The sequence below is a fragment of the Primorskyibacter flagellatus genome (genome assembly GCF_014638275.1).
GTDB lineage: Bacteria > Pseudomonadota > Alphaproteobacteria > Rhodobacterales > Rhodobacteraceae > Pseudooceanicola > Pseudooceanicola flagellatus_A.
In genome coordinates, this window is record NZ_BMFJ01000001.1 from 1,613,217 (window position 1) to 1,632,860 (window position 19,644).

General features: G+C 64.7%; 19 protein-coding genes. 9 read left to right on the plus strand and 10 right to left on the minus strand.

Going from position 1 to position 19,644, the window contains the following annotated elements:
• Window positions 1–96 precede the first annotated feature (96 nt).
• Window positions 97–1,596, plus strand: a complete 1,500-nt coding sequence (locus IEV87_RS07925) for a CoA-acylating methylmalonate-semialdehyde dehydrogenase (RefSeq protein WP_188477109.1) — start codon at window positions 97–99, stop codon at window positions 1,594–1,596.
• A 120-nt stretch (window positions 1,597–1,716) separates the two neighbouring features.
• Window positions 1,717–2,136, plus strand: a complete 420-nt coding sequence (locus tag IEV87_RS07930; RefSeq protein ID WP_188477110.1) for a hypothetical protein — start codon at window positions 1,717–1,719, stop codon at window positions 2,134–2,136.
• A 71-nt stretch (window positions 2,137–2,207) separates the two neighbouring features.
• On the opposite strand, the gene IEV87_RS07935 is transcribed toward IEV87_RS07930, so the two are convergent.
• A complete protein-coding gene (locus IEV87_RS07935; protein ID WP_188477111.1) occupies window positions 2,208–2,828 on the minus strand; it encodes a VPLPA-CTERM sorting domain-containing protein in 621 nt (206 codons plus the stop codon).
• A gap of 290 nt (window positions 2,829–3,118) precedes the next feature.
• Between IEV87_RS07935 and IEV87_RS07940 the strand changes: the two genes are divergently transcribed.
• The 5 genes from IEV87_RS07940 (at window position 3,119) to IEV87_RS07960 (ending at window position 7,262) form a co-directional block, all read left to right on the plus strand.
• Window positions 3,119–4,258 (plus strand): acyl-CoA dehydrogenase family protein, encoded by a 1,140-nt coding sequence (locus IEV87_RS07940; RefSeq protein ID WP_188477112.1) that lies wholly within the window; start codon window positions 3,119–3,121, stop codon window positions 4,256–4,258.
• Window positions 4,255–5,298, plus strand: coding sequence for an enoyl-CoA hydratase/isomerase family protein (locus tag IEV87_RS07945; protein WP_188477113.1), 1,044 nt, complete (start codon window positions 4,255–4,257; stop codon window positions 5,296–5,298). Before IEV87_RS07940 ends, IEV87_RS07945 begins: the two co-directional genes overlap by 4 nt.
• Complete coding sequence (gene mmsB / locus IEV87_RS07950) at window positions 5,295–6,167, plus strand: 3-hydroxyisobutyrate dehydrogenase (protein WP_188477114.1); 873 nt, start codon at window positions 5,295–5,297, stop codon at window positions 6,165–6,167. Before IEV87_RS07945 ends, mmsB begins: the two co-directional genes overlap by 4 nt.
• A 98-nt stretch (window positions 6,168–6,265) precedes the next feature.
• A complete protein-coding gene (locus IEV87_RS07955; protein WP_229737474.1) occupies window positions 6,266–6,685 on the plus strand; it encodes an RcnB family protein in 420 nt (139 codons plus the stop codon).
• A 115-nt stretch (window positions 6,686–6,800) separates the two neighbouring features.
• Complete coding sequence (locus IEV87_RS07960) at window positions 6,801–7,262, plus strand: hypothetical protein (protein ID WP_188477115.1); 462 nt, start codon at window positions 6,801–6,803, stop codon at window positions 7,260–7,262.
• 6 nt (window positions 7,263–7,268) lie between these two features.
• On the opposite strand, the gene IEV87_RS22795 is transcribed toward IEV87_RS07960, so the two are convergent.
• The 9 genes from IEV87_RS22795 to dctP form a co-directional block, all read right to left on the minus strand.
• Window positions 7,269–7,559, minus strand: coding sequence for a hypothetical protein (locus tag IEV87_RS22795; RefSeq protein WP_229737475.1), 291 nt, complete (start codon window positions 7,557–7,559; stop codon window positions 7,269–7,271).
• A gap of 80 nt (window positions 7,560–7,639) precedes the next feature.
• The gene (uvrA, locus tag IEV87_RS07970; protein ID WP_188477116.1) at window positions 7,640–10,528 is read right to left on the minus strand and encodes an excinuclease ABC subunit UvrA; all 2,889 of its coding nucleotides are present in this window, start codon (window positions 10,526–10,528) and stop codon (window positions 7,640–7,642) included.
• Window positions 10,529–10,669: 141 nt separating this feature from the next.
• Window positions 10,670–11,344 carry a VPLPA-CTERM sorting domain-containing protein gene (locus IEV87_RS07975; protein ID WP_188477117.1) on the minus strand — a complete coding sequence of 225 codons (675 nt, stop codon included), beginning with the start codon at window positions 11,342–11,344 and terminating at the stop codon, window positions 10,670–10,672.
• A 116-nt stretch (window positions 11,345–11,460) separates the two neighbouring features.
• Window positions 11,461–12,015 carry a methyltransferase domain-containing protein gene (locus IEV87_RS07980; RefSeq protein WP_188477118.1) on the minus strand — a complete coding sequence of 185 codons (555 nt, stop codon included), beginning with the start codon at window positions 12,013–12,015 and terminating at the stop codon, window positions 11,461–11,463.
• A gap of 69 nt (window positions 12,016–12,084) precedes the next feature.
• Window positions 12,085–13,590, minus strand: coding sequence for a malonate--CoA ligase (locus tag IEV87_RS07985; protein WP_188477119.1), 1,506 nt, complete (start codon window positions 13,588–13,590; stop codon window positions 12,085–12,087).
• 14 nt (window positions 13,591–13,604) lie between these two features.
• Window positions 13,605–14,843 carry a malonyl-CoA decarboxylase gene (locus IEV87_RS07990; protein ID WP_188477120.1) on the minus strand — a complete coding sequence of 413 codons (1,239 nt, stop codon included), beginning with the start codon at window positions 14,841–14,843 and terminating at the stop codon, window positions 13,605–13,607.
• Window positions 14,840–16,159: a TRAP transporter large permease gene (locus IEV87_RS07995; protein WP_188477121.1), complete on the minus strand. Its 1,320-nt coding sequence runs from the start codon at window positions 16,157–16,159 to the stop codon at window positions 14,840–14,842. The genes IEV87_RS07990 and IEV87_RS07995 overlap by 4 nt, the downstream gene beginning before the upstream one ends.
• Window positions 16,159–16,707 carry a TRAP transporter small permease subunit gene (locus IEV87_RS08000; protein ID WP_188477122.1) on the minus strand — a complete coding sequence of 183 codons (549 nt, stop codon included), beginning with the start codon at window positions 16,705–16,707 and terminating at the stop codon, window positions 16,159–16,161. The genes IEV87_RS07995 and IEV87_RS08000 overlap by 1 nt, the downstream gene beginning before the upstream one ends.
• Complete coding sequence (gene dctP, locus IEV87_RS08005; RefSeq protein WP_188477123.1) at window positions 16,704–17,681, minus strand: TRAP transporter substrate-binding protein DctP; 978 nt, start codon at window positions 17,679–17,681, stop codon at window positions 16,704–16,706. The genes IEV87_RS08000 and dctP overlap by 4 nt, the downstream gene beginning before the upstream one ends.
• Window positions 17,682–17,778: 97 nt before the next feature.
• Here dctP and IEV87_RS08010 point away from each other — a divergent pair, with 97 nt between their 5' ends.
• The gene (locus IEV87_RS08010) at window positions 17,779–18,471 is read left to right on the plus strand and encodes a GntR family transcriptional regulator (protein WP_188477124.1); all 693 of its coding nucleotides are present in this window, start codon (window positions 17,779–17,781) and stop codon (window positions 18,469–18,471) included.
• Between the two features lie 193 nt (window positions 18,472–18,664).
• Entirely contained in the window at window positions 18,665–19,609 is a 945-nt protein-coding gene (locus tag IEV87_RS08015) for a DUF4394 domain-containing protein (protein ID WP_188477125.1), read from the plus strand.
• Window positions 19,610–19,644: the final 35 nt, after the last annotated feature.

Sequence of the window (19,644 nt, forward strand, 5' to 3'; positions counted from 1 at the left end):
TCGTCCGTATATTTTTGCAAAACCTATTTGCCCTATTTCCCCTTTCGGATGCAATTCCGCAAGTCTATCGTCCGCGCCAAACGGATGGAGGATCCCATGCAAGAGCTTTCCCACTATATCGACGGCGCCCATGTCAAAGGCACCTCCGGTCGCTTTGCCGACGTGATGAACCCGGCAACAGGCGAGGTTCAGGCCAAGGTGCCGCTCGCCTCGGTCGAGGAGATGGACCACGCGGTCGCAGTAGCCGCGAAGGCGCAGCCCGCCTGGGCCGCCGTGAACCCGCAGCGTCGCGCGCGCGTGCTGATGAAGTTCGTCGATCTGCTGAATCGCGACATGGACAAGCTGGCCGAGGCGCTGTCCCGCGAGCATGGCAAGACCTTCCCGGATGCGAAGGGCGACGTGCAGCGCGGGCTCGAGGTCGTGGAGTACTGCATCGGCGCGCCCCAGATGCTGAAGGGCGAATACACCGACGGCGCGGGTCCGGGCATCGACATCTATTCCATGCGCCAGCCGCTTGGCGTGACCGCGGGGATCACCCCGTTCAACTTTCCCGCAATGATCCCGATGTGGATGTTCGCCCCGGCCATCGCCTGCGGTAACGCCTTTATCCTGAAGCCGTCCGAACGTGACCCCTCGGTCCCGCTGATGCTGGCGGAGCTGCTTGAGGAAGCCGGTCTGCCCAAGGGAATCCTGCAGGTCGTGAACGGGGACAAGGGCGCAGTGGACGCGATCCTCGACAACCCGGTGATCCAGTCGATCGGCTTCGTCGGATCGACGCCGATTGCGGAATACATCTACGGGCGTGGCTGTTCGAACGGCAAGCGGGTGCAGTGCTTTGGCGGTGCGAAGAACCACATGATCGTCATGCCGGACGCCGACATGGACCAAGCGGCGGATGCGCTGGTCGGCGCTGGCTACGGCGCGGCGGGCGAACGCTGCATGGCGATCTCGGTCGCGGTGCCCGTCGGGGACGAGACCGCAGACCGGCTGATCGAAAAGCTGGTGCCGCGGATCGAGAAGCTGAAGGTAGGACCCTACACCGCCGGCGATGACGTGGACTACGGTCCGGTCGTCACCAAGGCGGCGAAGGAGAACATCCTGCGGCTGGTGCAGACCGGGATCGACCAGGGCGCGAAACTGGTAGTCGACGGGCGCGACTTCAAACTGCAGGGCTACGAGGACGGGTTCTTCGTCGGGGCGCATCTGTTCGACAACGTCACCACCGACATGGACATCTACAAGACGGAGATCTTCGGCCCGGTCCTGTCCACCGTCCGCGCCAAGACCTACGAAGAGGCGCTTGGCTATGCCATGGACCACGAATACGGCAACGGCACCGCGATCTTCACCCGCGACGGCGACACGGCGCGGGACTTTGCCAGCCGGATCAACATCGGCATGGTCGGGATCAACGTGCCGATCCCGGTGCCGCTGGCCTATCATACCTTCGGCGGCTGGAAGAAGTCCGCTTTCGGCGACCTGAACCAGCATGGGCCCGACGCGTTCAAATTCTACACGCGGACCAAGACGGTCACGGCGCGCTGGCCGTCGGGGCTGAAAGAGGGCGGCGAGTTCCATTTCAAGCCAATGGATTGATCTGGTTTACCACCTTGACGCCGCGGACGGAGCAAGGATTGAACCGATCGGTCAAATATGCTGAAGTGCGGGGCCGGAGAGAAATCTCCGGCCAACCCAAGCATTTGACCGGCAGAATTCATGTCCCTGACTTACACGATTATCCCGGAATACGGACTAGTCTATGTCCGGTATGTCGGCACGGCACGGCTGGCCGAGACGATGGAGGTCTTTGGCCGCTACGCGCAGGACCCGGCCTATCGCCCCGGGCAAAAGCAGCTGGTCGATCTGTCGGGGATCACGGATTACGAGCGCGACTTCCTCGAAATGGTAAAGTTGCAGGCCCGCAAGGCGGAGGCCATGTCGACGAACGGGGCACAGTCCCTCGCCGTCTACCATGCGCCGACTCCGGTGTCGCTGGAGATGGCGCGGCTGGTCGCGCGGTCCTGGGAAGGGCTGGAGAAGGTCGTGGTCCGCGTCGCGCAGAGCGAAGATCAGGCGCTAGAGATGCTGGGCGTTCCGGGCGCGCGCTTTGCCGATCTGCCGATGAAGGACGCCTGAACGGCGGCTTCGGGTGCGACATGAAAAACGGGCCCCGCATCGGGGGCCCGTCCAGCGTCATCCTGACCGTATCAGAAGCGGCGGGATTTACGCCGCGCGACAACGGCCGCGCCAAGCGCCGTGACCAGCAGCACGCCGCCCGCGGGCAGCGGAACGGCCGGGGTGGAAACGGGGTAGCCTATGATCTTGTTGCTCTCGTCGGTGAAGGCGCCCATGGTCACGTCCTTGAACCGCAGGCCGACGCGTTCGAAATCCGCGGCGGTCAGACCGGTCAGGCTGAAGGAGTAGGCCGTCGGGGTGACGAGCACCTTGTTGAACGCAACGCCGAAGTCAAAGTTGCCGGCGGACTGGTTGCCTGGCGTCAGGTAATCCATGTCGCCGTTCATCGGGTTGCCGCCGCCAACGTCGTTGGTGTTGGTCTTCAGCACGAAGGGGCTGGCGATCCCGACGGTCGGCGTTCCCGCGACGTCAAAATAGAAGGCCGACAGCTTGCCGGTCGTGGTGCCGGTCAGGCCGACGGAGATGTCGACGCCGGTTGCCGTGTCCATGATCGTCACGACCGGGGAGACGTAGGCCCCCTTGTCGTTTTCGTTCCAGGTGTAGTTGCCGATGGTGACGGTGGCGGCCTGAGCCGACGCGCCGCCGAGGACAAGCGCAGCAGCAACTGCGGCAGCCTTGAGTCCGATATGCATTTTCAGGGTTCTCCCGGAGTGAGGGGTAACGTGAGGGGTCAATGGCATCTGGTCCGCGGCGCGGTCTTGGGCAACGGACGAAACAAGAATGAGTGGGAACAACGCGCCTGCAGCAGCCCCACGTCAAACAGGATTGCCACAATTTTGCCAAATCAAAAATGTTTGACCGCCATGATTGAAACTTTCCGCCGCCACAATCGTAGCGTGGCCAGATCAACCGGAGCGTTATCCGGAACAGTGCGGCCGGGCGGGGCCGGTGACAGGACACGACCGCAAGGGGGGATTCGACCGTGAACTTCGGACTGACAGAGGAACAGCAGGCCATCTTCGACATGGCCCATGCCTTCGGACAGGAGCGCATCGCGCCGCATGCACGGGAGTGGGAGGCCGCCGGCACGATCCCCAAGGAGCTCTGGCCCGAAATCGGTGCGCTCGGCTTCGGCGGACTCTACGTGAGCGAGGAGAACGGCGGCGCGGGGCTGGGCCGGCTCGATGCGACGCTGGTGTTCGAGGCGCTGTCTATGGCCTGCCCCTCTGTCGCGGCGTTCCTGTCGATCCACAACATGTGCGCACGAATGATCGACGCCTTCGCCTCGGAAGAGTTGCGCGCGCGGGTGCTGCCCGGCGTGATTTCCATGGATACGGTGCTGTCCTACTGCCTGACCGAGCCCGGGTCAGGGTCCGATGCGGTTGCCCTGCGCACGCGGGCGGAGCGGACGAACGAGGGATACCGGCTGAACGGGACCAAGGCCTTCATCTCGGGCGGGGGCTATTCGGACGCCTATGTCGTGATGGTCAGGACCGGAGACGCGGGCCCCAAGGGTGTATCGACAGTCTATGTCGAGGACGGCACGGAGGGGCTTTCCTTCGGCAAGCTGGAAGATAAAATGGGCTGGCGCAGTCAGCCGACCCGGCAGGTCCAGTTCGACAATTGCGATATTTCTTCAGACAACCTAGTTGGCGAGGAGGGTCAGGGATTCACTTATGCGATGAAGGGGCTGGACGGCGGGCGCCTGAACATCGCCGCCTGTTCGCTTGGTGCCGCCCAGACCGCGCTGAACCTGACGCTGGCTTACATGGCGGAACGCGAGGCCTTCGGAAAGCCGATCAACCAGTTTCAGGCTCTGCAGTTCCGGCTGGCGGACATGGAGATAGAGCTTCAGGCCGCCCGCACCTTCCTACGCCAGGCGGCGTGGAAGCTGGATCAGGGCGCGCCGGATGCCACCAAGTTCTGTGCCATGGCGAAGAAGTTCGTGACCGAGGCGGGGTCGCATGTGGTCAACGACTGCCTGCAGATGCATGGCGGCTATGGCTATCTGGCGGATTACGGAATCGAGAAGCTCGTGCGCGACCTTCGCGTGCACGAGATCCTTGAAGGCACCAACGAGATCATGCGCCTGATCGTCGCCCGCCAGTTGATCGCGGCATGAGCGGGGACATCCATATCCGGCGCAGCGGCGTCGCAGGGCGGATCACGCTGACACGGGCCAAGGCGCTGAACGCGCTGACCTATGACATGGTCCTGTCGATGGACGCGGCGTTGAAGGACTGGGCCGCGGATCCGTCCGTCGCTCTGGTTATAATCGACGCGGAAGGGGACAAGGCCTTCTGCGCCGGCGGGGACATCCAGAAACTCTACGAGACCGGGCTGGCAGGAGATTTTGCCTATGGCCGGCAGTTCTGGCAGGACGAATACCGGATGAACGCGCGGCTGGCGGAATATCCCAAGCCGGTCGTCAGCTTCCTGCAGGGGTTCGTGATGGGCGGCGGTGTCGGTGTCGGCTGCCACGCGTCGCATCGCGTCGTCTGCGACAGCACGCAGATCGCCATGCCGGAGTGCGGCATCGGTCTGGTGCCGGACGTGGGCGGGTCGCTGCTGCTGGCGCGTGCGCCGGGATGGCTTGGCGCCTATCTCGGCCTGACGGCGGCGCGCATGGGTCCCGGGGACGCGATCCGGGCGGGTTTCGCGGATGTGTTCATTCCTCAGAACGAATGGTCTGGCGTGATCTCCGACCTGGAAACGTCCGCGGATGTCAGTGCCTTGACCTACCGCGCAACGACTGCGCCTGCCGCAGAGTTCGCGGCGCAGGCCGAGGCAATTGACGATGCGTTCTGCAACGATCTGGCCGGAGTGGTGCAGGCCCTTGAAGGGCGGGAAGACGCATTCTCCGCCGCCGCGCAGAAGGCGATCCGGCGCAATTCTCCGCTTGCCATGGCGACTACGCTGGCGCTGCTGTCCAGACTGGGTGACGGTGCGACGATCCGGGATGCGCTCCGGCTGGAGTACCGCGTGACGAGCCGGGCGATGCAGCACGGAGATTTCCTTGAGGGCATCCGCGCGCAGATCATCGACAAGGACCGCAATCCACGCTGGAAAAACGCGCTGAGCGACGTCTCCGCGACGGAGGCAGAGGCAATGCTGGCCCCCGCAGAGGGGGGAGAACTGACATTCGAGGAGGAGAGATCATGAACATCGGATTCATCGGGCTTGGAAACATGGGCGGGCCGATGGCGGCCAATCTCGCCAAGGCGGGACATGTGGTGACGGGCTATGATACCGCCAGTGTCGCCATTGACGGCGTCACACTTGCAGAAAGCGCGGCGGCGGCTGCGGCGGAACAGGACGTGGTCATCACCATGCTTCCGAACGGGGCCATCCTGCGCGCCGTCGCGGCCGAGATCGTACCGGCGATGAAACAGGGCGCGGTCTTCCTCGACTGTTCGACGGTGGATGTGGACAGCGCACGGTTCGTTGCACAGGCGGCCGAGGACGCGGGGTTGCTGGCGCTGGATGCGCCGGTCTCGGGCGGGATCGGCGGGGCGCAGGGCGGCACGCTGACCTTCATGGTTGGCGGCAGCGAGGCCGCCTTCGGCAAGGCCAAGCCGCTGTTCGACATCATGGGGCAGAAGGCAGTGCACTGCGGGCCATCGGGCAACGGGCAGGCGGCGAAGATCTGCAACAACATGATCCTCGGCGTGACCATGATCGCCACCTGCGAGGCCTTCGCACTGGCCGACAAGCTGGGCCTGGACCGACAGGCGATGTTCGACGTGGTCTCGACCTCCTCGGGCTATTCCTGGTCGATGAATGCCTATTGCCCTGCCCCTGGCATCGGGCCGAAATCCCCGGCGGACAACGACTACAAGCCCGGCTTCGCGGCGGACCTGATGCTGAAGGACCTGCGGCTGTCCCAGCAGGCGGCGGAGGCGGCGGATGCCGACACGCCCATGGGCCAGGCGGCGACGGCGCTTTATGCGCGGTTTGTCGAAGACGAGGATGGAAAAGGTATGGATTTCAGTGCTATGCTGCCCCGGTTCGAGAAGCGCGGACGGGGCTGAGGCGTGACCTGAGCGCAACGCCGCTCAGGCGGCACAAGGCTGATGATGGAACCTCCGGAGGGTGCGGGCGCTTTATTCCGCAAAGACGGAGGTTTCTCATGAAACGCATCATCCTGCCCCTCACGGTCGCCCTTCTCGCGGTTCCCGGCCTTGCGATTGCCAAGAACGATCACGGCAACAAGGCCAAATCCTTCCGCGGCCATCAGGCTGTCCATGCCTCTGCCGGTTGCCCCCCGGGTCTGGCCAAGAAGTCCCCGGCCTGTGTGCCGCCGGGCCTTGCGAAGAAACAGGTGCTTGGCGATGACCACCGGCATGACCATGACCATGTGATCCGCGTGGGCGAATATCTCGACCCGGCGTATTACGGGGATCGCTACGTGCTGGTGCGCGACCCGGGCCGCTACGGGCTTGATCCCTACGGGACCTACTACCGGATCGACGGAAATGTCTTTCAGGTGAACCGGGAAACGCAGGAAGTGCTGGCGCTGATCGGTGCGGTTTCGGCAATCCTCAACTGACTGTTTCCCTGTCGCATGGGTTTTTGCCCTTTTTTCAAGGGCTCGGCCCGTGCGACACTGGCCCGTGCGATGCTTGACGACGCCGATGTTGGACGACGCCACTGGGGGATGAGCGATGACACGAACGGCCCTGCTTTCCCTGCTGCTGACCTTTGCAGCCCTGCCCGCCGTTGCCGACTGCGCAACCGCGGGTCTTCGCGTGCGCTGCATCTACGTCGGGCCGGACCCGGATCAGCAGCGCGGTGATATCGGGGCACGGTTCGTCACCGCCTCACCCGAAATCAATATCGTGATCGCCGGACCCCGCCACCGCGACCCGCGGCCGCATTTCCGACCGGACCGGCGGCTCCGGAACGGGGTCCCGGCGCGCAATGTCTATGGGTCGCGTCACGACATCATCGCGCGCGGCGATCGTCTTCCCGATGACAGCCTGATCCTGATGAACCCGACCCGCTACGGCCTGCCCCGGCCCCGCGATGGCTGGACCTATTTCGCGGTCGACAGGGACATCTACCGGGCAGAGCTACGCTCGCGCCGGGTGCTGGACTACGTAAATCCACATATCACCCGGCGCTGAGCTGCTTTAGTAGTTTCCGGGCGGATCGCTGGCGGGGAAACTTTCGTCGTTGGCCTCGTCCACGTCGTCCCAATTGGCGGGCGGTTCCTTTTGCTCCTCCGGTCCGGCGTTGCGCACCTGCTGCGGCGGCGGGTTCTGTTCCGCGCCCGCTGCGGGGGCAAGGGCGGGCTCTAGCGGAGGGGCGGGTGGCAGGGGTTCGGCGGCACGGGCGGACTGCTCCAGCCACTGCGACACCTGGCGGGTTACGAGGGCGATGACGACGCCATAGGCGACGGTTCTGACCAGGCTGACAGCCATGGCGGGCTCCTTTGCTGTTGTATGACCTTCAACGCGCAAGGGGTCGGCCCGGTTCACGCCGGGCGGCGGTGCGGCAGGCGCTATTCCGCCGCCACCCGACCCGCCTTCAGCATCGGGATGAGGTATCGTCCGGTGTGGCTCCGCTCCACCTCTGCGACTTCTTCCGGGGTGCCGGTAGCCACGATCTCTCCGCCGCCGTCGCCGCCCTCGGGACCGATGTCGATCAGCCAGTCGGCGGTCTTGATGACGTCGAGGTTGTGTTCGATCACGATGACCGAATTCCCCTGATCCACCAATTCGTGCAACACCTCGAGCAGCTTGCGCACGTCCTCGAAATGCAGCCCCGTGGTCGGTTCGTCGAGGATGTAGAGCGTGCGGCCGGTGGACCGTTTGGACAGCTCTTTCGAGAGCTTGACCCGCTGCGCTTCCCCGCCCGACAGCGTCGTCGCCTGCTGGCCCACCTTGATATAGCCGAGGCCAACGCGGACCAGCGCATCCATCTTCTCGCGAATCGACGGGACGGCGGCGAAGAAGTCCTGCGCGTCCTCGACGGTCATGTCGAGCACGTCGGCGATGGACTTTCCCTTGAACCTGATCTCGAGCGTTTCGCGGTTGTAACGCTTGCCCTGGCAGGTTTCGCACGTGACGTAAACGTCGGGCAGGAAGTGCATTTCGATCTTGATGACGCCGTCGCCCTGGCAGGCCTCGCACCGGCCGCCCTTCACGTTGAAGCTGAACCGCCCGGCCTTGTACCCGCGCGCCTTCGCCTCGGGCAGGCCTGCGAACCAGTCGCGGATCGGGGTGAAGGCGCCGGTGTAGGTGGCGGGGTTGGACCGGGGCGTCCGGCCAATCGGGCGCTGGTCGATGTCGATGACCTTGTCGAGGTGTTCGAGACCTTTGATCGTTTCGCAGGGGGCCGGGGTCTGGCGGGCACCGTTCAGCCGCATCGACGCGGTCTTGAACAGCGTCTCGATCGTCAGCGTGGACTTGCCCCCGCCGGAGACGCCAGTGACGCAGACGAACTTGCCAAGCGGGAAGTCGGCGGTCACGTCCTTGAGGTTGTTGCCGGTCGCCTTCACCACGGTCAGCTTCTTCTTGTTGCCCTTGCGGCGTTCCGCGGGCACGGCGATCTCGCGCGTGCCGGCAAGATACTGTCCGGTCAGGCTGGCCGGGTCGGCGGCAATCGCCTCCGGCGTGCCGTGAGAGACGACGTTGCCGCCGTGCACCCCCGCCCCGGGGCCGATGTCGAAAACATAGTCAGCCTCGCGGATGGCCTCTTCGTCATGTTCGACGACGATCACCGTGTTGCCCTGATCGCGCAGGTTCTTCAGCGTGGTCAGAAGCCGCCCGTTGTCGCGCTGGTGCAGGCCGATGGAGGGTTCGTCCAGCACGTAGAGCACCCCGGTCAGCCCCGAGCCGATCTGCGAGGCAAGGCGGATGCGCTGGCTTTCCCCGCCCGACAGCGTGCCGGAGTTGCGGGACAGCGTGAGGTATTCCAGCCCGACGTTGTTGAGGAAGCCGAGCCGCTCGCGGATCTCCTTCAGGATGGCGCGGGCGATTTCGTTCTTCTGGTTGGTCAGGTTGTCCGGGACGGTCTGGCACCAGTCATAGGCCTCACGGATGGACATCTGCACGACCTGACCGATGTGCAGCAGTTTCGCCTTGTCCTTCGCGGGGCCGATTTTGACCGCCAGCGCCTCCTGCTTGAGCCGGTAGCCGTGGCAGGTGCCGCAGGGGCGGTTGTTCTGGTATTGCTCGAACTCCTCGCGGACCCAGTTGCTGTCGGTCTCGCGGTAACGGCGTTCCATGTTGGGGATGACGCCTTCGAAGGTCCGGGAGACCTGATAGACCCGGCCGCCCTCGTCATAGCGGAACTGGATTTCCTCGTCGCCCGAGCCGCGCAGGAAGACCTCATGTACCTTTTCGGGCAGGTCCTTCCAGCGGGCCTTCTTGTCGAAGTCGTAGTGCTTCGCGATGGCCTCGATGGTCTGGAGGAAATACGGGGATTTCCCCTTGCGCCACGGGGCAAGCGCGCCGTCGGCGATGCGCAGGGTGGCGTCGGGCACGACAAGGCGGTCGTCGAAGAACAGCTCAACCCCAAGGCCGCCGCAGTCCGGGCAGGCCCCGAACGGGGCGTTGAAGGAAAAAAGGCGCGGCTCGATCTCGGGGATTGTAAAGCCGCTGACCGGGCAGGCGAATTTTTCCGAGAAGGTGATGCGTTCGGACGCTGCGTCGCTGTCGTCGCGCGGGGCGGTTTCCAGGATCGCGATGCCGTCGGCAAGGTCCAGCGCGGTGCGGAAGCTGTCGGCCAGCCGCGTCTCCATCCCCTCGCGCACCACAAGCCTGTCGACCACCACGTCGATGTCATGGCGCAGCTTCTTGTCGAGCGTGGGCGGTTCGTCCAGTTCGTAGAACGCGCCGTCGACCTTCACCCGCTGGAAGCCCTGCTTGCGGAGTTCGAGGAACTCCTTGCGGTACTCCCCCTTCCGGTCGCGGATGATCGGGGCGAGGAGATAGCCGCGCGTGCCTTCCTCCATTCCCATGACGCGGTCGACCATGTCCTGCACCTGCTGCGCCTCGATCGGGTCGCCGGTGGCGGGGCTGTAGGGCGTGCCGACGCGGGCGAAGAGCAGGCGGAGGTAGTCGTAAATCTCTGTCACCGTGCCGACGGTGGAACGGGGGTTCTTGGACGTGGTCTTCTGTTCGATGGAAATGGCGGGGCTGAGGCCGGAGATGTGATCCACATCCGGCTTTTCCATCATGTCGAGGAACTGGCGGGCATAGGCGGACAGCGATTCCACATAGCGGCGCTGGCCTTCGGCATAGATGGTGTCGAAGGCGAGAGAGGACTTCCCGGATCCGGAAAGCCCCGTGATAACAACAAGTTCGTTACGCGGAATATCGACGTCGATATTCTTGAGGTTATGTTCGCGCGCGCCGCGCACCTCGATGTTCTTCAGCTCGGCCATGTGCCCCCCGGCGATCAGTGCCTAAGAGATAGTTTACGAGCCGGGCGCTTCCAAGTGAAAAATGAGAACATTAGCGGAACATGAAGTACGCCGCCGATGCACAAGGCTCCAGCGGCGCGGGGATGGGCGGTTGAACCGCGCTCAGGCCTTGCGGCGGCGCAGCAGGGCGGCGGCCCCGAAGGCGGTTAGCAGAAGCGGCAGACCGGCGGGCAGCGGAACGGCGGGGGCGCTCAGGTTGGTCGCGTTGACCTCGAAGCTGCCGGTGTTGTTGTACCAGCCGAAGCCGTCCATGCCGCCCATGAACAGACGGGTTGCGCCGACAGGTACGACAAATTCCTGCACGCCACCGGTGCCCATGCCGTCACCGATGAAGAACACCTGCTTGAGCAGCGGGCTGAGGCTGGTGAAGTCCAGACCGCCGACGAAATCGAGGTCGGCCGGAGCGGCCGTTCCGTCCGGTTGGTCGTCCCCTAGAAAGACGGCGACCAGGCCGTTGATCGGCGCGCGGGCACCCGAAATGCCGAACACGGCACCGCCGGAATGATAGGTGAAGGAGGCACTGCCATCGGGGCCGGTGGACGGGGTGCCGCCGCTGAAGCTGACGCCGCCGGTCACGGAAAACGTCAGGATGTCGCCGGCGCTGAAGGCGGGACCTGAGTATTGTGTCGGGCTTTGGTCCGGAACGGAGTCGCCCAGATGCGACGTTCCCGCCGGCATGCCGGAGAGCCAGACATTGCCATTTCCGGCGACGGTGAAGGCGGATGCGGGAACTGCGCCGAGGAGTGCGAGGAGGGCAGCTGCAATCAGGGATTTCATGGTAACTGATCCTATAATAACTGGAAAATATGCGGCACATTCTACCGAAGGCTGCCCCTCCGTCAAATGAATTGATCGAGGCTCGCAGAGGCCGTCAGGGGACCGCAGGGCCATCGCTACTTTCTTGCAATCGCCCAGGCCACCATAGGGAAATCGGGATCATTCTTGATATCCTCGCCATGTTGGTATTCCGGCGGCCAGGGAGATTCGAGATTGCGGGCCGCGGCGTGACGATTGCCCCATTGATCCGCGCGGATGCCGTCCTCGGGAAAGCCGCCTTCGATCAGCAGGTTCGTCAGGCCGCGGGCCGACCAGCGGGAACAGTCGATCGGCGCGCCGTGATAGGGGATGAAGAAGGGCGTGGCGATGTAGAAATGCCCGCCCCTGCGCAACATCCGGTACACGTTCTTCAGCGCGGCATAGGGCCGGTCGAGATGTTCCCAGACCTGATCGGCGATGATGAGGTCGAATTTCAGCGGCCTGCCGTCCGCCCCCGCGAAAGGCCCGGCGCAGATGTCGTATTCTGGATAGCGGAAGGCGCTGTAGTCGCGGAAGGGGAACTGTTCGCCCCATTTGCCGCTGATCTCGGCCACGCTCAGCGACCCGGGGTCGAGATCGTTGATCCAGCGGCGGCTGGACTGGCGCATGACGATGCGGTTGATGCTGGGCATGGATCCTCCCTCCGGGGCATTCAACCCCGGCGGGCGGGTGCTGGAAAGGGCAAAAGCGCCCTGCCCCGATCAGCCGGTGAAGACGCCGGCGAACTGGTCGCGCAGGAGGTTCTTCTGCACCTTGCCCATGGTGTTGCGGGGAAGCTCGGGCACGACCTCGATCACTTTGGGCTGCTTGAACTTGGCCAGCCGGTCCGAGGCGACAGAGCGGATCGCGTCGGCGTCGATGCTCTGCCCCGGCGCGGCGACGAGAACCGCGACGACCCCTTCCCCGAAATCCGGATGGGGCACGCCGATCACTGCGCTTTCCAGAACGCCGGGCTGTTCGTCGAGCAGCAGCTCGATCTCCTTCGGGTAGATGTTGTAACCGCCCGAGATAATCAGGTCCTTGGCCCGGCCGACGATGTGGACATAACCGTCGCCGTCCACCGTGCCGATGTCGCCGGTGATGAAGAAACCGTCGGCGCGCAGTTCGGCGGCCGTCTTTTCCGGCATGCGCCAGTAACCCTGAAAAACGTTGTCGCCGCGCACCTCGATCAGCCCGGCCTCGCCGTCCGGCAGGGTCGCGCCGGTCTCGGGGTCGGTGATCTTCAGCTCCACCCCCGGCAGCGGGAAGCCGACAGTGCCGGCGCGGCGGTCGCCGTCGTATGGATTGGAGGTGTTCATGTTGGTTTCGGTCATCCCGTAGCGTTCAAGGATGCGGTGGCCGGTGCGCGCCTCGAACTCGCGGTGCGTCTCGGCCAGCAGGGGCGCGGAGCCGGAGGTGAAGAGCCGCATGTTCGCGGTCAGGTCTTTCGTGAAGCGCGCGTCTGACAGGAGCCGGGTGTAGAAGGTCGGCACGCCCATCATGGAAGTCACCCGGGGCAGCCATTTGATGACCGTGTCGGCATCGAACCTGGGCAGGAATACCATCGTCCCGCCAGAGGCCAGCACGACGTTGGAGGCCACGAACAGCCCGTGCGTGTGGAATATCGGCAGGGCGTGCAGCAGGATGTCGGCCTCGGTGAACCGCCATTCGGTCACGAGGACTTCGGTGTTGGAGAGCAGGTTCCACTGGCTCAGCATCGCGCCCTTGGACCGCCCCGTGGTGCCGGACGTGTAAAGCAGCGCGGCAAGGTCGTCGCGGGCGCGGTCCACGGGAGCGAAGCTGTCGGCGGCCCTGTCGGCGGCGTCGGTCAGCGTGCCCTGCCCCGCGGCGTCCAGCGTCAGTACGGGGACGGAGGTGATGCCGCGTACGGTCGTTTCGGCGGCGGGGCCGCAGACCACGGCGCCGGCCTCGCTGTCGGTGATGAAATACTCAAGTTCCGCTGCCGTGTAAGCGGTGTTGAGCGGCAGAAAGACCACCCCGGCGGCGACGCAGGCCCCGTAGAGCGCCAGCGCCTCGGGCGACTTTTCGACCTGCACCGCCAGCCGGTCGCCGGGCTTCAGGCCCGCGCCGGTCAGGGCATTGGCCAGCCGGTGCACGCGGGACAGGAAGGCCCGCCCCGAGATCGCGGTGCCGTCTGCGAGCAGCAGCAGGTCGGAGTCGCGGCTGGCAAGCGGCGCAAACAGGCGGTCGTAAAGGGGGTTGGTCATGGTCTTCCTGGTCCTCAGGCCGCGGCGGCGGATTGCAGCAGGGCACGGACATCGCGCGCCGCCACAACCTCTTTCGCCCCGGCAAAGCGTTCGTGGTTTTCAACAAATGTATCAGGGTCGTAGCGGTAGTTCACCATGGCCCCGGCGCTTTCCGCCAGGCCCTTGGGTGAAGTATCGGCCTCTGCGTGTACCGCGTGGACATAGGCCCCGTTGCCAAGATGGAAGCGGGTGACCGGATCGTAGGGCATGCCGTCGCCGCGCTTGGCCGTCAGCAGGAAGCGCGCGGCGGTCGCGCGCAGGGCGTCGGCGTCCAGCGTCGCCGGGTCGATGCCCTCTTCCTTCATCCAGCGGGTCAGGGTCGGGATGGGCGACAGGGTGACGAAGGTGTCGATGTTGGGCAGCTCGGCGGAGAGATCCTCCGCCACCTGCTTGATGAGCGAGTTGCCGAAGGAGATCCCCGCGAGCCCCGCCTGACAGTTGGAGATGGAATAGAAGACGGCGGTGTCGGCCTCCTCGGCGGCAAGGGGCTGGCGATCCTCGGCCAGAAGACGCTGGACCGAACCGGGAATGCCGCGGGTCAAGGCGACCTCGACGAAGATCAGCGGTTCGTCCGGCATGGCGGGGTGGAAGAAAGCGAAACAGCGTCGGTCGGTCGGTTCGACCCGTCGGCGCAGGTCGTCCCAGCTGTCGATGGCGTGGACGGCTTCGTAGGCGATGATCTTCTCCAGGATATAGGCCGGGCTCTGCCAGCTGATCGGACGCAGAACAAGGAAACCCCGGTTGAACCACGAGGCGAAGAGGTGCTGGAAGTCCAGGTCGATGCGCGCGCGGGGATCGTTGCGCGGGATCAGGCGCAGCAGGTCGGAACGCATCGCGACAAGCTGCGGCGTCGCGCCCGGCACGCGATTCAGCCGGCGGGCCAGTTCCTGTCGGGCGGGTTCGGCCGTGGCGAGGAAGGCGGCGTAGTTCTTCTGGGACGGCTCGCCTTCGAACGCATCCAGCGCAGCGCGCACCTTTGCCGGGTCGATGCCGAGGTCGCCTGCCAGATGGTCGAAGAAGGCCAGCTTGGCCGCATCGTCCATCCCCGCGAACCTGTCGAGGATCTGCGCGGCAGCGGTCATGCCGGAGACTTCGCCCTGCGTGGACAGAAGCTCCTCGATCAGGGCCTCCGTCGTCTGCTTGGAGGGCGGTGGCAGGGCCTTGCGGGACTGGCGGGCGAAGATGGTGGCAAGGACATCGGACAGAAGGCTCATAAAGCGACTCCCATGACGGCGGTTGGCAACCAGGTGGCGAGGGCGGGGAACATCGAGAGGATCACGATGGCCACGATCATGCAACCGACGAAGGGCAGCGACCCCAGCAGAACCTGCTTGAGACTGATGTCAGGTGCTATGCCGTTAATCACATAGAGGTTCAGCCCGACCGGCGGAGTGATGAGCCCGATCTCCATGTTGATCGTGACGATGACCGCGAACCAGTAGGGATCGAACCCGGCGGCGGTGATGATCGGCAGCAGGATCGGCGCCGACATCAGGATCACCGCTACGGGGGGCAGGAAGAAGCCTGCGACCAGCAGGAACAGGTTGATGATCGCCATCAGCACCCATTTGTTCACCGACAGCGCCGCGATCCACTGGGCAACGGACTGCGTCACCAGAAGCGAAGACAGCATGAAGGAGAAGACCCCTGCCGCGCCGATGATGAAAAGGATCATCACGGATTCCTTGGTGGAATCGCGCAGCACCATCCACAGTTCCTGCCCCGAGAACATGCGGTAGATCACCATGGCCGCGACGATGCAGAGCAGCGCCCCGACAGCGGCGGTCTCCGACGGCGTGGCGATGCCGCCGTAGAGCGCGACCAGAACGCCGACGATGATCAGCAGGAAGGGGATGACCCGGGGCAGGATCTCGACCTTCTGGCGCCACGTGTAGCGCATGCCGGCGAGGGCCGAGGTGGCCGCACCGCGCCGCCAGGTGTCGAAGATCGCCCATGCGATGAACAGACCCGTCAGCAGCAGGCCGGGGATCACCCCGGCCAGAAACAGCCGCCCGATCGAGGTTTCGGTGGCGATGCCGTAGACGATCATGGTCACCGAGGGCGGGATGAGGATGCCAAGCGTACCGCCTGCGGCGATGGATCCCGCGGCGACCTCGGCCGGATAGCCACGGCGGCGCATCTCTGGGATACCCATCTTGCCGATGGCGGCGCAGGTGGCGGGCGACGATCCGGACATGGCAGCGAAAAGCGCGCAGGCGCCGAGGTTGGACACCAGCAGCCCGCCGGGCACCCGCGTCAGCCAGCGTTCAAGCGCCTCGTACAGATCGGGCCCTGCGCGGGTGGATGCGATTGAGGCCCCCATGATGATGAACATCGGGATCGACAGCAGGGCGAAGGAGTTGAGCTCGCCGTAGAACAGCTCCGGCAGGGCCTGAAGGGACCGCGGCCCGTCGAAGACCAGCAGGAACAGCGTGGCGACCAGCAGCAGGCCAACGGCGACGGAGACGCCGGAGAAGAGCACGATCACGGTGACAATGGCGATCAGCGCTCCGGTCAGAAGGGGATCCATCAGTCGGGACTCCGTTCGGGATGAGGCACGGGCAGAGCTTCCGGCGGGGCGAAGGCCGCCAGCCAGAGGTCCGCGAGCAGTTGAATCAGGTAGAGGCCGAAGCCGAGCGGGACGGTCAGATAGGTGATCCAGAGCGGGAATTTCCAGACGGATTCCGATTTCCAGTTCCGCTCCCAGGACATGTGGAACATCTCCCACCCGTACCAGAGCATCGCGGCGGCCATGGCGATGGTCAGGGCCATGACGATCACCGCCAGCACCCGGCGCGCGCCGACGGGCAGCAGGCCCGGCAGCAGGTCGACGCCGACATGGCCGCGCAGCTTCTGCACGTAGGACAGCCCCAGAAGGGTCGCGCCGATGACAAGGTAGATCACGGCCTCGGTCTGCCAGATCGTCGACTGGCCAAGGACCGAGCGGACGAAGATCATGTGACAGGTGATAAGCACCGCCGCCAGGATCATGAAGGCGGCGGCGATGCCAAAGGCGGTCGACACCGCCGCCAGTGCGCGAAGCACCAGCGGCGGGCGATATGCGGTCGGGTCGCTCATTCGACGCTCAGCGCCATATCGAGCAGTTCCTGCCCGTTGCCGACCTCTTTCACGAACTCCGGGTAGGAGGTCGTCTTGGCCAGCTCGCGCCAGGCATCAAAGTCGGCCTGGGACATTTCGGCGATTTCCACACCCGCATCAGCGAAGGCCTTTGTCGTGATGGCGTCGCCGTCCTTGGCCTGCTCCAGGTACCAGGCCTCGGCCTTGGCGGAGGCGTCCATGAGCGCCTTCTGCTGCGCTTCGTTCAGCCCGTCGAAGGTGGTCTTGTTGATCAGCATGGGCTGGTACATGAACCACAGCGCGGTTTCGCCCGCGGGGGTGTAGCACTTCAGCTGTTCATAAAGCCGATAGCTCAGGAAGCTTTCGGAGGAGGTGTTGGTCGCGTCCAGCACCCCGGTCTGAAGGGCCGAGTAGATCTCGGACGAGGCCATGGAGGAGATCGACGCCCCTGCCCCGGCCAGCATCTGCTCAAAGCTCGACCCGGCAGCGCGGATGGTCACGCCCTGCACGTCCTCGGGCTTCGTGATGCAACCCTTGTTGGATCCGAAGCCCCCGGCGAGGTAGCCGTGCACAAGGGTCTTCACGTCGTCACCTGCGAGGATCTCCTCGATCTTCTCCATGAAGGGCGACGCCGACAGCCGCGCGCCGTGGTCGTGGTTCTTCACCAGACCGGGCATGAGCGTCAGGTTGTAGGCCGGCTGCTGGCCGCCTGCATAGGACAGCGGAAAGACGGTCATGTCGAGCTGGCCGCGCGACAGGGGCGTGTACTGCTCCCGCGCCTTGAACAGCGTCTGGTTGGGGTAGATCTGGATTTCCAGATCGACATTGGCGGCCTTCACCTCATCAGCGACCATCTGGGCCACCTTGTGGCGGACATCGCCTTCGGACCACTGGTGGGACAGCTTCAGGCTTTCGGCATGCAGGGTGCCGGCGGCCGTGATGGCGAGCACGCTCGCCGCAAGAATGCGTTTCATTGGTTCTCCTCCCATGGCGCGGTCCCGCTCCGGGCCACGCTCTGGCCAATCAGGCAGGGGATTGCACACCTTGTCAACCTTCTTGTATACAATAAGTATGAACGAGCATACGCCTCATCCGGAGTCCGGCGGGCAGCCAAGCCGGTCCGACCGCATCGCCGCCATGCTGGAGGAGCAGATCCTCACCGGCCGGTTTGCGCCGGGCAGCCGTCTGGACGAGGTGTCGCTGGCGGAAGAACACCGGGTATCCCGCACCCCGATCCGTGAAGCATTCCAGAAGCTTGCGCAATCCGGACTGGTCGAGCACGCGCCCCGGCGCGGGGTCTTCGTGCGCCAGGCCAGCCCGATCGAGATCATGGAGATGTTCGAGGTCATGGCGGAAATGGAGGCGGTCTGCGGTAGGCTTGCCGCGCTGCGGTCCGCCGAAGGTGCAGTCGACCAGCTGCGTACCGCCAATGCGGCCTGCCGCGCGGCGCTGGAGGCCGGGGATGTCGATGCCTACTACGTTGAGAATGGTACCTTCCACCACCTGATCTATGCCCAGTCCGGCAACCGATTCCTCGAACAGGAAGCGTCGCGCCTGCACCGGCGATTGAAGCCATACCGGCGCATGCAGCTGTTTCTGCGCGGTCGGCTGGCGCAGTCCATGGGCGAACACGAAGCGATCGTGGAAGCGATTTCCCGGGGTGACGCGGCGGAGGCATCGGACCTGTTGCGCCGGCATGTCGCCGTGCAGGGAGAGAAATTCCACCACCTGCTGACGCAGCTCCGGCCCGACGCGGCGGGCTGACCCCGCCGGAAGCCGCACCGCGACCTGTCCAGATCAAGGTCCAACCGTCATTCCGGCGTCTGGAAGACACGCCTCCCGCGGACGGATAGTTTCACCTTTCCGAAAAAATATTCTTCTCGCAACTCATTGTTTTCAAATTACTATCTTTGGCGCGACGTTACCAATCCCTGTCATTTCAACAAAGGATCCCTCGATGAAGACACTAGTGATTTCCGCCGTTCTCACCGCCTCTGCCGCCCTGCCCGCCGTTGCGGGTACGCTGACCAACAGCACCGGCTACGGCCTGTCCGGCGACGGCATGACCCTGACCGTCATCGGCAGCCTCGGCTCGCCCATGACCTCCTCCACCATCGCGCTCGACACCAAGCTCGACGCGATCGCCTACCGCCCCGTGACCGGGAAGCTTTATGGCTATGCCAACGGGGTCGGAGGCGCGCAGGACGTGGTCTATGTCATCGACACGATGACCGGCATGACCACCAGCGCCGGAGCGGCGTTCGACACCGATGCCAACGTGCCCGCGGGCGCGAAGGTCGGTTTCGACTTCAACAACCAGATCGACGCGGCGCGGGTCGTGTCGACGCAAAACGACAACCTCGTCTTCTTTCCTGACACCTTTGCCGGGCCGAACAACAACACGGTGAAACGCTTCACCGCGCTGAACTATGCCGCGGCCGACGTGAACTTCGGGCTGGAAAGCGCGGTTTTCGCCAATGCTTACACAAACGCGATCAACGGGATGGTGGCCACCACGACGGCGCAATTCGCGCTGGATGCGGGGACCGACTCCCTCGTGACGCTGGCAAACAATGCCGGCACGCTGGCGACTGTGGCCAAGATCACGCTCGGTGGCGCGGCGCTCGACTTCAGCGAATTCGGCGGCTTCGACATCATCTCTCCGATGGAGGGCGACAACACGGCCGTCGCACTGCTGAACGTCGGCGGGATGTCGGGGCTTTACGAGATCGACCTGACGACCGGCGCGGCGACGATGTTCGCCGATTTCGGCGCATCGACCTACACCGGCTTCGCGGCCTCCTACGCGCCGCCGGCGGTTCCCCTGCCCGCGAGCGCGCTGCTGCTGCTGGCCGGCATCGGCGGGTTCGCAGGGCTGAAACAGCTGCGTCGCCGCGCGTGACGCAAACGGGCGGGGCCTATCGGGACCCCGTCCGA

Coding starts and splice junctions, on each gene's coding strand:
- IEV87_RS07925 (WP_188477109.1), top strand. CDS start 97: ATGCAAGAGCTTTCCCACTATATCGACGGCGCCCATGTCAAAGGCACC.
- IEV87_RS07930 (WP_188477110.1), top strand. CDS start 1,717: ATGTCCCTGACTTACACGATTATCCCGGAATACGGACTAGTCTATGTC.
- IEV87_RS07935 (WP_188477111.1), bottom strand. CDS start 2,828: ATGCATATCGGACTCAAGGCTGCCGCAGTTGCTGCTGCGCTTGTCCTC.
- IEV87_RS07945 (WP_188477113.1), top strand. CDS start 4,255: ATGAGCGGGGACATCCATATCCGGCGCAGCGGCGTCGCAGGGCGGATC.
- mmsB (WP_188477114.1), top strand. CDS start 5,295: ATGAACATCGGATTCATCGGGCTTGGAAACATGGGCGGGCCGATGGCG.
- IEV87_RS07955 (WP_229737474.1), top strand. CDS start 6,266: ATGAAACGCATCATCCTGCCCCTCACGGTCGCCCTTCTCGCGGTTCCC.
- IEV87_RS07960 (WP_188477115.1), top strand. CDS start 6,801: ATGACACGAACGGCCCTGCTTTCCCTGCTGCTGACCTTTGCAGCCCTG.
- IEV87_RS22795 (WP_229737475.1), bottom strand. CDS start 7,559: ATGGCTGTCAGCCTGGTCAGAACCGTCGCCTATGGCGTCGTCATCGCC.
- uvrA (WP_188477116.1), bottom strand. CDS start 10,528: ATGGCCGAGCTGAAGAACATCGAGGTGCGCGGCGCGCGCGAACATAAC.
- IEV87_RS07975 (WP_188477117.1), bottom strand. CDS start 11,344: ATGAAATCCCTGATTGCAGCTGCCCTCCTCGCACTCCTCGGCGCAGTT.
- IEV87_RS07980 (WP_188477118.1), bottom strand. CDS start 12,015: ATGCCCAGCATCAACCGCATCGTCATGCGCCAGTCCAGCCGCCGCTGG.
- IEV87_RS07985 (WP_188477119.1), bottom strand. CDS start 13,590: ATGACCAACCCCCTTTACGACCGCCTGTTTGCGCCGCTTGCCAGCCGC.
- IEV87_RS07990 (WP_188477120.1), bottom strand. CDS start 14,843: ATGAGCCTTCTGTCCGATGTCCTTGCCACCATCTTCGCCCGCCAGTCC.
- IEV87_RS07995 (WP_188477121.1), bottom strand. CDS start 16,159: ATGGATCCCCTTCTGACCGGAGCGCTGATCGCCATTGTCACCGTGATC.
- IEV87_RS08000 (WP_188477122.1), bottom strand. CDS start 16,707: ATGAGCGACCCGACCGCATATCGCCCGCCGCTGGTGCTTCGCGCACTG.
- dctP (WP_188477123.1), bottom strand. CDS start 17,681: ATGAAACGCATTCTTGCGGCGAGCGTGCTCGCCATCACGGCCGCCGGC.
- IEV87_RS08010 (WP_188477124.1), top strand. CDS start 17,779: ATGAACGAGCATACGCCTCATCCGGAGTCCGGCGGGCAGCCAAGCCGG.
- IEV87_RS08015 (WP_188477125.1), top strand. CDS start 18,665: ATGAAGACACTAGTGATTTCCGCCGTTCTCACCGCCTCTGCCGCCCTG.